Source organism: Pseudalkalibacillus hwajinpoensis, assembly GCF_039851965.1.
In the GTDB taxonomy this organism is placed as follows: Bacteria; Bacillota; Bacilli; order Bacillales; family Guptibacillaceae; genus Guptibacillus; species Guptibacillus hwajinpoensis_E.
On record NZ_CP156674.1, the window covers coordinates 1,223,836 to 1,238,348 of the forward strand.

Here is a 14,513-nt window from a genome sequence, read left to right on the forward strand (position 1 = left end):
ATTAAACTGCTGCTCCAGCTTTCTTTTCTTTCAACAATGTATACGCATAAAGGGCAATTGCGGTATCCTGTACGCCCGTTCCAGTTAGGTCGCATACGGTGATTTGCTCCGCATTCTTTCTTCCTTTTATCCGTCCTGCTGTTAGTTCACCAAGCTCAACCGCTCTTGCTAGCATCTCAGCCTGTGAACGCGCATGATGAATTTCCCCGAGTCGTCGTGATTGTTCTTTCACATCACAAACAAGTACATCTGCTCTTTCAAGAACCTCAGCCTCGAGCTCTTGCTTCGTTTCAGCATCAGAGCCCATCGCCGTTACATGAATACCGCTCGTAAGCCAGTCAGCTCTTATAACAGGACAGGTCGCCGGCGTTGTGGTCACGACGATGTCGCTCCTGCGCACCGCTTCTTCTCTGCTCACCGCTTCTACTTTCACCCCGAGTCTAGCTTCTATATCATTGATATACTTTAGGATGTTTTCTTCCTTTCGTCCGTAAACGAACACTCTTTCAAGGTCACGAACATGGGTCAGTGCCTCGATTTGATAGCGGGCTTGACTTCCTGTTCCGATCACTCCCGCCGTCCTAGCATCTTCTCTCGCAAGATGCTTAGCTGCAACAGCTCCAGCAGCTGCTGTTCGGATATCTGTCAGGTAACCATTATCAAGCAGCATTGCCTCTGGCTGACCGGTCTTAGAGTTAAACAGCATCATCAATCCATTTCCACTCGGTAATCCAAGCTTGTGATTATTGAAAAAGCCAGACGACACTTTGATTGCGAAATAATCAAGTCCTTCAACGTAAGCCGATTTCACATCAACCTCACCGTTATATAATGGAATGTCGATTCGCATGATTGGCGGCATCTCGACTCGTTTAGTGGCAAGATTGATAAATGCCTCCTCTACAACCTGAATGGTGTCAGCATTTAACCTAATATGTTTACGAATCTCTTCTTCTGTAAAAAGAATCATCCTGAACCTCCCTTCTTCTTTACTACACCGCATCATTTCCTAACGCAAAGAGGTTAGTGGCGGTAATTAACTTTCGCGGCATATCCGCAAGAATCTCGCTCCCTGTTTCGGTTACTCGGAATGATTCGCTAATTTCAATACCGAAATTGTCATACCAGATCCCAGGGATCATATGAAACGTCATGTTTGACTTCAATGCGGTTTGATCGCCCTGCCTCAGGCTTGCTGTATGCTCGCCCCAATCCGGCGGATAATTGAGTCCCATTGAATAGCCAATCCGCGAGTCTTTGATCACGCCATGACGAGCAATCGTTTTACGCCAGATGTTTTCAACTTCCTCACACGTTACGCCTGGCTTAACGAATGACAGAGCTTCATTTAATCCTTCGACGACAACTTTAGCAACATCATTCACTTTTTCACTTTGTGGACCGATTGATACAGTTCTTGCCATTGGACAGTGGTACCGTTTGTAACACCCTGCTAGCTCAATAATCACCAGGTCGTTGTTCTGGTATTTTTTATCAGTCCAGGTTAGGTGTGGGGTGCATGTGTTTTCCCCTGAAGGGAGCATCGGTACGATTGCCGGGTAGTCACCGCCGAACTCTGGCGTTCCACTAATAAGACTTTTATAAATGTCTGCCACAACATCACATTCCCGCACTCCTTCACCGATAGAATGAATCGCCTTTTTCATCCCCAGCTCAACAAGTCGAGCAGCATTTTTGATGTAGGCGACCTCACGATCCGACTTAATCATGCGCACATGATTCACAAGCAGAGTAGCATCCTTCCACACCGCATTCGGCAGACCCTTTTTTAAATGTTCAAAAGCTAGTGCTGTGAAATAGTAAGCCCCCATCTCGACACCAATAACCCTGTTACCTTGACCGATTTGTCTTAGAATTTCTGCCACGAAATCCATCGGATGCTTGATAGTCGAATGGACATAATCATCTGTATAAGAAATGATATTATCCTGATAAAGCCAGGTCGTTGCTTTTGCACCATTCGCATCCATTTTCCTTCCAATCCAGAGAGGATGCTCTTCATCGATCATGACCACAACCATTTGATCAACATAGAACGACCAGCCATCATATCCTGAAAGGTAATTCATGTTTGCGGGATCCGTAATCAGCAATACCTCAAGACCTGCCTCTTCCATCCGTCTCTTCGTCCGCTGAATTCGATTCTGATACTCACTCATCTCAAACGCCAACATAAGGATGAATCCCCCTTCCAACTAAAATTTCTTTCATTTTTAAATATTTAGTTAATTAATTGTTTTTATCATACAAAATGGACGTTTTTCCAGACAACTGCTAAATTGTATGAAGTTTTGAATGTGTTTTTAGACAATTTAACAAGTACTTGAATTCTTTTAAACGCAAAAAACAGCGCTCCATGAATGGTAGCGCTGCATTCTTATTAACTGGTAGATATCGCGTAATTCTTAAGTGGTGTTTTGTAATTGTTTTCAAGTTTACGTCTCAATCGTTCAGTGTCATTTAGAAACTCCCTATAGTAATTGCTTTCTTCAGGATAAGCTTTCGTTGGATACAATTACGATCGGTATTTATTGTGAAAAGGTATAAACAAATCTTCATTAGTGTTTCTAACCACTGAAAAATTGTCTACATTATAATGTCCGTGAAGAGTTTCGTTGTGATGAATAATGATTTGTTGTGCAGATAAGTTTTTGGAATCAGAAGTAGAATGTCCATCTCCAACTAATGTTACATCAAAATGATTGATTGTTGCTGTTCTAACAGCTGTATCAATACAATGTTCTGTCTTACATCCCATTATTACAAGGTGCTCTATATTGTTTTTACTTAAATGTTCGTTTAATGGAGTGCCATAAAATGTATTTGTAGCAGCCTTATCAAATATGACAGCATCGGAAGGTACGTTAATGTCCTTATGTATCTGGAATCCTAGTCCTTCTCCATTCGAAACATCTAAATCTCTTATAAAAACAACTGGGATACTCTCATTTATTACTTTTTCAATTACAGTATTAATATTATGAATGATTTTGTCTTTATCAAAAACTCCTTGTTCTTCTTGATTACCTTCCATTAATTCTTGTTGAGCATCGATTATTAGTAAAGTTTGTTTCAATTATTTCTCTCCCTTTATGTGATTGGCAGTACAAATTTCAGCACTTCTACATAAAAGATATCTTCGTCAAAATATTTACAATACCTTCTACCACTATCCTACCTACATCTGAAGTAAGGGAAGAGTTTACTATCAACCATTTGGATCTTCAATTATTGCTTCCGATTGTATTATGGATTTAACATTTTGGTTTAAGTTTGTAGAAATAAAAGGAGTTTGGGCATATGACCACACCCTTAATATTTTAAAATATTTCTCTTACTCTATCTCTACATTTTTTTACTTTGCTGCAGAAGCTTTGATTGTCCGCCGTTCCCATTCTTCTACTACCTCATATGCTCCTTCAGGAGAATACCCCTTCCCTACAAGAACTCCCATTAGAATAAATTCTTGAAGAATGTGTGTAGCATTTATTCCTCTTTTAACATCCTCCAAGCCTTCTTGCACCAAAAATTCTGTATATTTCACCCATTCATCTGGAGTTCTGCCATAAACAGATGTATTTCCATTGCCATGACTAGAATCCTCTTCAGCAGCCATTGCATCTGCTTTAGTAAAATGGACGGTACCAAATGGATGTTTAGGAGGAGCATAGATCGAGTAAAGTTTTAACGGAATATTACCTGTATTTGTTAGATTGTGCCATGTTCCAGCAGGAATCATGATTGCAGAATCATCATAGACATTTCTAAATTTAAATTTTCTTTACTCTTACCCATTTGAACCATTCCCTGGCCTTGTTCAATACGTAAGAATTGATCAACGTCAGGATGCATTTCCAAACCGATATCTTCGCCAACATTGAGACTCATTAAAGTAACTTGCAAATGGTTCCCCGTCCAGAAAGCAGTACGATACGTATTGTTTTGCTTCGTTGCTGCATTGATATTAGCAACAAATGGTTTCGGTCTATAATCTGTTAACAACATACTTCCATCACTATTGGAAGAGCGAAAAAAATCAGCCTGCTCTATCTCATTAGGAAAAGTAGAGTAAACTGACTGTCTTCCATAGTTATACATTGGTGCATTAACAAAATAAGGATATTGATATTGATCCATATAAGGATCGTAGTACACTTTTCTCAATCCCTTCACAGTTTAAAATATCCTATGCGCTAGTTAAGATGATGTACTTAGATTCGAGGTGACTTATTTTATCGATAATTTGGTACTCTTTTTGTAGCGATGATCTCGCAGATAAACGTTATAACTGAACATCTTTCGCTGAATAATCTGTTTAAAGTTCAATAAAAAGTTTATAGGTTTATGGCTTATTCATTATTCCTTGGCTGTGCAAATCCCATTCTACACATTGACCAATTAAATGTTGTTTTTTGAATTTCATCACAAATATCCCACAAGTTATTTACTAAACGTAATTCAACATTACGTAAAAATACATCTTGAAATAAGTTAACCACTTCAAATTTAGCAATTGGAAATTGTGTTGTTTCACTTATATAATAGCCAGCATTCTCGTCTTGAAGTGTGAACTGCTTTGCATCAAATTCATACAAGTATAATTTAGTGTTTTTCATCGTTTTAAACCATTTGTTTTCAATTACAACTACATGCAAACATGATTTTAATGATATATATTTTTGTTTATCAATTTCTGAGGTATTTGGTCCAACATGATAGCAAACACGCGGACAATTTCTAGGCGTTAAAAAGTTAGGCAAGCATCTTTCGTCTATTGCCCATACAAGCCCTTTTGTTGAATCTAAATCCGTTCGAGTAGGGATTCGGGGCTTAAATCCTTGGATATCATTCTCTTCACTTACATGGAAAATCCGCACAAGCTTCACTCCTTAAAATGAACTACCCTTCTATTTTTAATATACAATAAATTGGATCCTTCTCAATTCCGTCAATACAACTTTGATAATCTCCTAAAATAGAAGATATATGGTGGGAGCGAGGAACCAAGGGAAATATAGTGTAAGGAGTCCTTCTAAACAAATTCCTCGTTGAGCTGTTATAGCGACATGAGCAGCAAGGTCTTGAAATGTCCAGCAAGCGTAATGGAATACAGTATATCAATCATCTAACTCCTTGCTAATCAGTCCCTTGATGTTCCATCAGTGACTGTTTTTAATCTCAAACATTGACATATCGAAATTATTCGATATATAATACCAAGCATGAAACCAATCGATTTATTCAAAGCATTGTCTAACGAAACTCGGCTTAACATCTTACAGTGGTTGAAAGAACCGGAGAAGCATTTCCCCAAACAACAAGCTCATCTTCCAAAGGAGGTTAGTATCGAAGGTGGTGTTTGTGTGGGGGATATTCAAGAAAAAGCTAAAGCTTCTCAATCTACGGTTTCACATTACCTAAATATGATGCAAAAAGCTGGGTTACTTGAATCTGTTCGCTACGGCCAATGGACCTATTATAGGCGCAATGAAGAGGTTATTCGTCAGTTAGCAGAATACCTTAATACAGAAATCTGACTTCAGACTTCTGTATTTTTATTTGTTTATATCGATTATTCTAGATATTTAAATAATGGGATAAATAGGAGGATTAATAATATGCGTTACTTTTCATATATATTTGCACTCTTAGCAGGAGCTGCACTCAGCTTTGAGGGTGCTATTTATGGTGAATTAGGAGAAACAGTGGGTGAGCTAGAAACCACGTTCTATAACTTTGCTGTTGGTTCATTAATTATGGGAATATTATGGGTTTTCTTTGGTAAAGGTAAACTTTCTTATACGGTGGAAGCACCTAAATGGACACTACTCGGCGGTGTGTTAGGTATCGCATATCTATTAGCTATTGTTATCAGTGTTCCATTTGTCGGCGTAGGTATAACGATGGTGTCTGTAATTATTGGTCAGATGTTAATGAGTCTAGTCATTGAACATTTCGGTTGGCTTGGCAGCAAAACAGCAAAAATAAATAAACAAAAAGTATTTGCGGCTATTTCAATGATCATTGCACTTATTTTAATCAAGTAGGAGGTCTAATTAATGGATATTATTATGATTTTATTCACCTTAATAGGTGGTATCACGTTGAGACACAATCGTCAATTAATGGTACTTTCAGTCAAAAAGCCGGTACAATCGAAGCTACACTTTTAACCTTTATTACCGGAGCAATATTTCTATTTATCATTATTCTGTTCTTTGGACAGGGGGATTTACTAGCAATAATGGATGCACCTAACTAGCAGTTAAGTGCTGTATTCCTGGGGGCTATTTATCTGTCTTTTACTGTTATAGCTATCCCAAAAATCGGTGTAATTGCAACTAATATTACAACAATTATTGGTCAACTAGTGATAAGTGTTGTTATTGACCATTTTGGTTGGTTCGGCAGCATCCAAATAGTAGTGGATTGGAAAAGAATGATTGCTCTAGGGTTCATGGCTTTAGCTCTCTATTTTATTTATCAAGGAAATAAGCTATCAAAAAAGAAAGTGGAAGTGCCTGAGATTTAAATAAGTCTACGGAAACAATAAAGAGGAAGTCATTAGAAAAGCATTCGAGAGTTCTCTCTAATAAGAGGGACCTCTCTCTTTCATAGCGTTAACCACACTACAATCTTTCATCTTTTAATCCAACTGACCATATTTTAATACTAAGATCGAGTAGAAATACATCGTCGGGGCTTATAAGCGAAAGCTGTGTTAGTGACTCGATTTTTCGTAATCGGTAAAGAAGTGACTGCCTGTGTAGATTCAACTTTCGTGCAGTCTGACTCACGTTCCCATTGTTCAAGTGATAAGCTGTGAAGGTTCCGATCAAATCCATGTTTCTCTTTTTATCGTAGGCAAGTAATGGAGCGATTGTTGACATAGTGACTTCCTGGACATCTTTATCACGTGAAAGGCTTTGCAACAAACGATTGATTTTTGTATCTTCGTAATCTATACGACTTCCAGAACCTTTTTGTTTTCTACCAAGATCCAGCGCCACGCATGCTTTGTCATAGCTTTCTTTAAAGACAAGCACACCCTCACCACTTTTGCCAATTCCCCACGTTAGTACGATACCTGGAAACAGTTTACTTAATCGTCTCTCCAGTAAATCCAGAAACTGATTCACAAGTTCATTTTTCCCATGCTCAGTTTCTAGAAAGATAACGAGTTTGTTGTCCTGAACAGTTGTTAGAATTCTTCGCTCAATTGCTTCTCCTGCATACAATACTTCCTCGCTTACATAGTAAATCATGCTTTCAAACCAATGTTCGTAAGAGGAAAAACCTTTTCGGTTTTTTTGGGAAAGGTCAGTAAGGTTATCCAGTTGTCCCATCACACAGACATATGGAAGCGTGAGGTTATAGCCAAGTAGCTTACCACGAGAAAGGAGGCGCTCTTCTGAGGAGTATTCGCCGTTTGCAATACTAAGTATAAAATCATCTTTTAATCGCATTTCAGTTTCTTCAATTGCATTGTCCTTCAAAAATGCAAGTGCAGCAGCGGTAGCAGCGTGCTCTAATAAACTTGTATCAATCTCGCTCGTATCATTTTTGGGGAAAACCACAAGTTCCCCCTGCTCTGTACCTGCAGATTGAATCTTCATAACTAATCCGGGCATCTCCCCAATCACAAATTCCTCAATCTTTTTGAGCATTGGATGAAGCATATTTCCACCAGCTCGTGTAATGTTCATATATTGCTCACGGTAGGCATTCCATTTCTCAAGAATGGACTTCGAACACCCTGCTTTTCCTTTCACTTTACCTTTTGAGTCTGCAATTAGAATTGGCGAAGTCGTCTGCTTGTTAACAAACCGTGCGATATCATTAGCGTTGCCACCTTGAAGGACCATTTCTAAAAGCCTTTGCTGTATTTCTTCAGATCTTCTTAACTCTTCCTGTTGATAGTGATTAATTCTATCCATACACGCCTGAATTACATCAGAAAACCGGATTTCCCATGTCATTTCAATTAATCCAAATTCCCTCTCTTGTGCATAGGAAATGACCTGCTTCGGGATATCAAAGAGATGACGTCCAGTTGCAAGAGCAAGAGCAGATGCTCCTGATTCATAGACATCCTGAACGAAACCTAGTAATGCTTCCGGGTCTTTACCAAGCCCAATACCTGTGCTGAGTACAAACTCATGCTGTCGAACAAAATTTTCGACAGGCGTCTCAATCACAGATACCCATTCTACCTGTTTGTTTTGAATCATTCTGTTCCCTGAATGTATTTTGGCATGGGAAAGCATAGGCAATTCGATGATTTCCTTGAGACTAACCGCCATATCGATCACCCCTGGCAGTTATGACATCAAGTAAACGAGTGGAGTCCACATTGCCCCCGCTAATAATCGCTGCAGTACGCTTGCTAATTCCCTTCGCTTTTCTATGTAATAATACCGAGACTGCTGTTGCAGCAGCCCCCTCCACACCCATCTGATGCTGATGCCACATAAACGCTATTCCAGAAGCAATTTCATCCTCTGAAAGCAGCACGATTTCATCTACGTATTCCTTCACCATCGAGAATGTATATGCATTATCTGGTCCAATTCCCCCAAGTAAACTATCAGCTAGCGTGTCCTGTTCTACTAGCGTAACTGGTTTGTTTATCCTGATGCTTTCATACATAACCGCTGCATTCTTCATAGAAACACCGATGATTCGAATGGACGGGTCTGCTACCTTCAATCCAAGCGCAATTCCTGAAAGCAATCCCCCTCCTGACAGTGGAATGATACACGTATCAATGTCAGGCAGTTCATCAAGCAGTTCAAGCGCAATCGTCCCCTGACCTGCGATGACTTCCGGATCATCAAATGGCTTAATCACCGACATTCCTTCCTCATCTCGAAGCTGATAGCAATAGGCTTCTGCATCGTCCTGGTTCTCTCCGATCCGTCTCACCTCCGCTCCCAAGTCATGAAGCTTGGTCACTTTATTTAACGGAACACGATTAGAAATACAAATGAGTGCTTTCATACCAAGCTGCTTTGCCACATAAGCAACAGCCAACCCGTGGTTCCCTGTCGAGAAAGTCGTTACACCTTTTTCACGCTCCTCTTCCGACAAGCTTAGAATCTTATTCGCGGCACCACGTAATTTAAATGCACCAGTTGGCTGAAGATTTTCAAGTTTAAGGTAAGCATCTGTACCACTTTCGATTGAAAGTCGGTCGGAATGCACAAGGGGAGTCGCCTTAATAAATGATGCGATTCGTTTCTTTGCAATCCAAATATCCCGAAGTGTGGGGCAAGTAGTAGAATGAAGGCCATTATGGGGTAAATCCATATGCATCATGCCTCCTTTGAAGAATGTAAATAATTTATTATATATTCATTATTTTCTGTTAATTATACTGTAATTTAGGTAAGGATTCTAATCCATTGGAAGTTTTATACTAAAATCAAAAAGAGGAGGGGGGTCAGACACGTGTCTGACCCCCTTCTAAAAATGGTGATTTAAGCACAATGACTACAGATCCTGTCGATTTTGTATTAGAATAGAGAGAGCGAAAAATAGGAGTGGTAGAGATGAATAAAGAGATTAAACTAATTGCATTAGATATGGATGGAACACTCGTCAATCATGATGGGGAAGTTTCAAAAGAAAATGAAGAAGCTGTAAAGCGCGCTAAGGAGCAAGGTATTCACGTTGTTTTAAGCACTGGTCGTTCGCTACCTTTCTGCCGTGACATTGCAGAGCAACTCGGACGTTCTGAGTATCTTGTAACAGTGAACGGTGGACAGGTCTATAATAAGAAATTAGAGCTTGTGGACAGTACCCACCTGGATAACGAGCTTGTAAAGCGACTCTGGGAATTAAAAGTGAAGCATGACGTGTATTTCTGGTCATCCACAACAGAGGGCGTCTTTAATACACAGAAGCCATTTGATCGAGAAATTCATGAGTATCAATGGTTAAAATTCGGTTTTGATATTAAAGATGACGAGATCCGTAAGGTTATTACCGATGAAGTAATGGCAAACGAAGCGTTCGAAGTGACGAACTCAAGTCCGACTAACCTCGAAATTAATCCAGCTGGTGTAAACAAAGCCGCTGCACTTCTCAAGGTCTGCGACTGGCTTGATCTTTCTATGGAGCACGTCATGGCTGTTGGAGACAGCATGAACGATATCGCCATGATCCGCGAAGCAGGTTTCGGCGTAGCTATGGGGAATGCTCAAGAACGCGTTAAAGAAGCAGCAAACTGGATCACAAAAGACTACACAGAGCATGGCGTAGCACATGCCATTGAGCGTGTATTGAAGTAAAAAAGCGGTTAAGCGGTGCCTGTCACCACCCGCTATTTGTCGAAAGGGGGTGCAGTGGAAAACACCTCTGCACCCCCTTTTCTATTCCTTACACTGGGAGGAATATCTGTCCATACCGTTCAATTCCCCCTGCTTTCATAGCTACTTATCTTTCTCCGTAACTTTAAGCACATATGGTTTGTGTGAATGAAGCTGTTCCCCTTTCTCTACATGAACTTTCATGTTGTACGTTCTTGGTTCGGGGATTTCTATTTTAGCTTCATACATACCCTCCCCCATTTCTTCCGCATCTGTGTAGGTATGCTTCTCTTCTCCTTCTTTCCAGTATTCAAAACGTACATCTGCTTCAACAAGCTGATGTCCATCTTCCAGCACTTCTGTCATAAGCACTGCAGGATCCTGAGTATCGTTTTCGAGCATGGTGTTCAATTCCGGTCTGTGATGATCCTCATGATGGCCATCTGAAATTTCTTCCATAATTTCTTTTTTTAATGAAGGTTCCGACATGCTTTTCTCACTCTCATCTTCAGCCTGTGCCGCCTCTCTTACCATCGCATCACCCGTTTCTTCTTCATTCATACCTTCCTCATTCGTTTTCTCGGCATCAACTTGTGTACTGTTCATTTCTTCGTTGCTTATGTTCTCTAAGCTTCTGAACATGCTGCAAGCGCAAGTAGAAATGCCATTCCAATCATAAGTGGTATTCTTTTCAATCGATTCAGCTTCTCATGTTTCTCCTACTTAGCTAACGAGAAAGAAGAACCTTTGGATCATATGTAATAAGATCTAGCAAATACATTTCGTCAAATATCCACAATTAAGGAAACGATTTTCTTATCTTAGTAATAACGTCTTATTTTTCTGTTTATTCCGACAATATTAATGAATATTCAATTGGAAACTGTTACCATCAAAATAGGGATGGCATTACAAATACTTAATCCGGGGAGGACTAAAATGAAAAAACTCGTTTCTATGTTAACTGCTTTCTTGTTAGTGCTCGGCTTTTCGAATATCGGGTATGCTGATGATGATAAAGACTGTGGCGACTTTTCTTCGTGGCAAGAAGCACAAACTTTTTTTGAAAATAACGATCCCGACACTGATCCTAATGACCTTGATCGCGATAGTGACGGAGATGCCTGTGAAACATTAAAGGGTTACGATGAAGGAGCTAGTACAGGTTCATCAGATGATACAGAAGAAGCAACTTCTGACGAGGAAACTTCTTCGGATGAAAACATGGTAAGTGAAGAAGATAGTAGTTCAGATTCAGACGAGAGCTCAGAAGAAGGTGCTGAAATGGCAGACACAGCAACAAACTATCCACTCTATATGGGACTTGGGCTTGCAATTGCTGCATTCGGTTCTCTACTTCTATTTCAAAAAAGAGTTCACTCTTAAAACACATACCATCCCTTTGAGATAGGCGGTCACCGTCTATCTCTTCATCACTAAAGAAGGTGATACTGTTGAGAAGAAATATAAGCACAATTCTCATTCTCGTAGGATTTTTCGTTACAATCTGGAGCGGGTATGAATGGTGGAGTCAAAAAAGTGTCGCAACGTTTAACCCGAAAAAAGCGGAAGCGGTGGCGGTGAATTGGAATGATACGAAAAAAGAAGAGACATTAAATAAAGAAGTTCTTAAAACGAGTGTGATTTCACGCTCAATGGAATCCTACAATTTCGAAACTGGAGAACAAATTGGAGAGCTAACGATCCCAAAGCTCGGATACCTTTATCCCATCTATTGGGGTACGGATGATGAAACTCTCAAACTGGGCGTCGGCATGTACGATACAGACTACACGACAGTGCCAGCAAAAGCCGCGCATACAGCACTTGCCGGTCACCGAGACACCGTATTTGATGGGCTTGATCAACTCGAGAAAGGTGATCGCCTCTACCTAAAAGTAGGTGATGTTTCGTACGAATACCAAATAAGAAAAACATGGATCACAGATGAGCACGACCGAAGCGTTATTGTTAAAAAAAATACGCCAACTTTAACACTAACAACCTGTTATCCTTTTGATTTCCTCGGCTCAGCGCCTGATCGATATATTATCGAAGCAAGCTTGATCCAGATGGAAGAAACATAACGTTATACTGTGTAAGCCATCCTATACTTCTTGGGAAGGCTTTTTTCATATCAAAAAGAGAGCTGATTCGTCAGCTCTCTTCATCTTATTATGAACGTATTTTGCTAATGGATAGCTTTTCCTGTACGATGTGGATCGCCTCTGCAAGCAATGGCGCAATCGAAAGAACCGTGATCTTATCAAGATCCTCCGCTTCAGGTAAAGCAATCGTGTTTGTAACGACAACTTCTTTAATATTTGAATCAGCAATTTCTTCTGTAGCACGGCCTGATAACACCGCATGTGTAAACGTTGCATAGACTTCCTTCACACCATTTTCTTCTAAAATGCGTGACGTAAGTGCAACGTTTCTTCCTGTGTCGATCATGTCATCGATAATGATCGCCGTTTTCCCCTTTACATCACCAATTACATTCACAGTGGACGGTTCACCTGTATCATACGAACGACGGTCAATGAGAGCAATCGGTACATCAAGAAGTGATCCTAGCTTACGGGCACGAAGCGCACTACTGTTGTCTGGCGCAACGACGACAACATCTCCCAAATTCTTATTCACGAAGTATTCCGCAAGAATCGGGATTCCTGACACCTGGTCAACTGGGATATTAAAGAAGCCTTCAATCTGATTCGCGTGCAAATCAATGGTCAGCACACGAGTTGCACCAGCACGCTCAAGCATATTTGCGATGAGCTTTGCCGTAATTGGCTGTCTTGGTCCGGTTTTTCGATCCTGTCGCGCATATCCGTAATACGGGAGGACTACGTTAATCGTTTTAGCAGATGCACGCTTTAGCGCATCGATCATTATCAAAAGCTCCATCAGGTAGTCGTTTCCTGAGCCTGCAATGGACTGAACGAGGTATGTATCACAACCACGGATGCTTTCCTCAACGTTCATGTGAATCTCTCCATCACTAAAACGTTTCACAGAGCAGTTTCCTACTTGAATCCCCAGGACCCCAACAATCTCCTCTGTTAACTCCGGATTCGAGTTCAAAGCGAACACTTTCACATCTTCTTCCTGGCGTAGCATAGCGTAGCTCCTTTATCTTTCATTTATCCCACCTATATAGGCAGTAACTGCCCCTATAGGTCCGATTAGTTCAACTAACCATAAGTGGTGTTCAACCCCCCCACTTATAGAAGTTTCACTTTATAGACTGCGTATGTATCCCATACGTATGTAATTAGTTTAAACTTCTTCTCCACTATACCATACACAGATGGTCAATTCCTGCAGATTTTTTTTGAAATTTTTATAAAGAATACACTCTTCATAACTATCTCCAGCGTATGGAGTGGATGACATATAATACAATTGCCCCGAAGATCAGCATAAGAAATGCTGGTAAGACCCAATCAATTAAACCCGCCCGTTCTCCACTCGCTACGAGAATTGTCTCCCATGTCAGGTAAGCAAATAAAATCGCAATGGTATTCTTCAAGAAGTGAATCAAGGAAACTGCACTCCGATACTGCAGCTCTGCGTTTCCTTTCGTTATTTTCACCACGTAATTGTACACATGTGGATAACGTTCTAGAAAAGAAAACCCTATCCATATCACCGCTCCAATGAGAGGAAGAAGTAGAAGTGAGCCTTTTCCACCCCAATCGTTTACCTCGCCTTGCCCATTGAAGTGAATTGGCACTTCTTCAGGTAACGCTGACCACTCGAGGTACAAATAGAGCAGACATAGAAGTAACATGACCAGCCCACCCAGATCGAACAATCGTTGTAGAAAAGACTTCTCAACCTTTATTTTCGGTCTCTTCTCCATCATAACCCCACCTCTCTTCTACCTGTTATACGTAATGCGCCTCAAAAAGTTTCATTCAAAATAAGGAGAGGTGATTGTCATCCTTTCTTCACTTCCTTTCACATAAGATCCAGCGATAAAATCATGGGTGCCTTTGTTCATCAATAATTGACCCGAACTCATTACATCACTCGTCAGAATTTCATAGTCTGATTAAATAGAATCATAAAGCCCACTCACTTCTTCCATAATCATACATACCATACATTCACCCGTTGTCTATACTTAAGTTGATTCATCAAGCTGATCTATAATAGAATAGAAATTAGAATACT

General features: G+C 40.3%; 14 protein-coding genes and 2 pseudogenes. 6 read left to right on the forward strand and 10 right to left on the reverse strand.

All coding sequences use genetic code 11. The features are described 5' to 3' along the window. Position 1: 1 nt before the first annotated feature. The 5 genes and pseudogenes from ABFG93_RS06150 to ABFG93_RS06170 all read right to left on the reverse strand — a co-directional run bounded on the left by ABFG93_RS06150 (position 2) and on the right by ABFG93_RS06170 (position 4,898). Entirely contained in the window at positions 2–970 is a 969-nt protein-coding gene (locus tag ABFG93_RS06150; protein WP_347551518.1) for a cyclodeaminase, read from the reverse strand. Between the two features lie 22 nt (positions 971–992). Further along, on the reverse strand, positions 993–2,195 hold the full coding sequence (locus ABFG93_RS06155) for a M24 family metallopeptidase (protein WP_431522053.1): 1,203 nt from the start codon (positions 2,193–2,195) through the stop codon (positions 993–995). A 341-nt stretch (positions 2,196–2,536) separates the two neighbouring features. Further along, positions 2,537–3,097, reverse strand: a complete 561-nt coding sequence (locus tag ABFG93_RS06160; RefSeq protein ID WP_347551520.1) for an isochorismatase family protein — start codon at positions 3,095–3,097, stop codon at positions 2,537–2,539. A 489-nt stretch (positions 3,098–3,586) separates the two neighbouring features. Beyond that, positions 3,587–4,176, reverse strand: a pseudogene (locus ABFG93_RS06165) (cupin domain-containing protein); the annotation flags it as partial. A 194-nt stretch (positions 4,177–4,370) separates the two neighbouring features. Continuing rightward, positions 4,371–4,898 (reverse strand): DUF6886 family protein, encoded by a 528-nt coding sequence (locus ABFG93_RS06170; protein ID WP_347551522.1) that lies wholly within the window; start codon positions 4,896–4,898, stop codon positions 4,371–4,373. Positions 4,899–5,243: 345 nt separating this feature from the next. Between ABFG93_RS06170 and ABFG93_RS06175 the strand changes: the two genes are divergently transcribed. From ABFG93_RS06175 to ABFG93_RS06185, 3 genes and pseudogenes are all read left to right on the forward strand, one after another. Continuing rightward, positions 5,244–5,558 carry an ArsR/SmtB family transcription factor gene (locus ABFG93_RS06175; protein ID WP_347551524.1) on the forward strand — a complete coding sequence of 105 codons (315 nt, stop codon included), beginning with the start codon at positions 5,244–5,246 and terminating at the stop codon, positions 5,556–5,558. Positions 5,559–5,639: 81 nt separating this feature from the next. Further along, positions 5,640–6,068, forward strand: coding sequence for a DMT family transporter (locus ABFG93_RS06180; protein WP_347551526.1), 429 nt, complete (start codon positions 5,640–5,642; stop codon positions 6,066–6,068). A 12-nt stretch (positions 6,069–6,080) separates the two neighbouring features. Beyond that, positions 6,081–6,553, forward strand: a pseudogene (locus tag ABFG93_RS06185) (DMT family transporter). Between the two features lie 97 nt (positions 6,554–6,650). Here ABFG93_RS06185 and ABFG93_RS06190 read toward each other — a convergent pair. Together ABFG93_RS06190 and ABFG93_RS06195 are read right to left on the reverse strand one after the other, a co-directional pair. Next, entirely contained in the window at positions 6,651–8,324 is a 1,674-nt protein-coding gene (locus ABFG93_RS06190; RefSeq protein ID WP_347551527.1) for a PucR family transcriptional regulator, read from the reverse strand. Then, positions 8,314–9,330, reverse strand: coding sequence for a threonine/serine dehydratase (locus ABFG93_RS06195; RefSeq protein ID WP_347551529.1), 1,017 nt, complete (start codon positions 9,328–9,330; stop codon positions 8,314–8,316). Before ABFG93_RS06195 ends, ABFG93_RS06190 begins: the two co-directional genes overlap by 11 nt. Positions 9,331–9,572: 242 nt before the next feature. Between ABFG93_RS06195 and ABFG93_RS06200 the strand changes: the two genes are divergently transcribed. Then, positions 9,573–10,313 carry a Cof-type HAD-IIB family hydrolase gene (locus ABFG93_RS06200; protein ID WP_347551531.1) on the forward strand — a complete coding sequence of 247 codons (741 nt, stop codon included), beginning with the start codon at positions 9,573–9,575 and terminating at the stop codon, positions 10,311–10,313. Positions 10,314–10,454: 141 nt separating this feature from the next. Here ABFG93_RS06200 and ABFG93_RS06205 read toward each other — a convergent pair whose 3' ends face one another. Further along, positions 10,455–10,937: a FixH family protein gene (locus ABFG93_RS06205; protein WP_347551533.1), complete on the reverse strand. Its 483-nt coding sequence runs from the start codon at positions 10,935–10,937 to the stop codon at positions 10,455–10,457. 333 nt (positions 10,938–11,270) lie between these two features. Between ABFG93_RS06205 and ABFG93_RS06210 the strand changes: the two genes are divergently transcribed. Further along, positions 11,271–11,717, forward strand: a complete 447-nt coding sequence (locus tag ABFG93_RS06210; RefSeq protein WP_347551535.1) for a hypothetical protein — start codon at positions 11,271–11,273, stop codon at positions 11,715–11,717. 68 nt (positions 11,718–11,785) lie between these two features. Then, entirely contained in the window at positions 11,786–12,418 is a 633-nt protein-coding gene (locus tag ABFG93_RS06215) for a class D sortase (protein WP_347551536.1), read from the forward strand. A gap of 88 nt (positions 12,419–12,506) precedes the next feature. Here ABFG93_RS06215 and ABFG93_RS06220 read toward each other — a convergent pair whose 3' ends face one another. Together ABFG93_RS06220 and ABFG93_RS06225 are read right to left on the reverse strand one after the other, a co-directional pair. Beyond that, positions 12,507–13,454 (reverse strand): ribose-phosphate diphosphokinase, encoded by a 948-nt coding sequence (locus ABFG93_RS06220; RefSeq protein ID WP_347551538.1) that lies wholly within the window; start codon positions 13,452–13,454, stop codon positions 12,507–12,509. Between the two features lie 247 nt (positions 13,455–13,701). Further along, on the reverse strand, positions 13,702–14,202 hold the full coding sequence (locus ABFG93_RS06225; protein WP_347551540.1) for a DUF1648 domain-containing protein: 501 nt from the start codon (positions 14,200–14,202) through the stop codon (positions 13,702–13,704). Between the last annotated feature and the right edge of the window lie 311 nt (positions 14,203–14,513).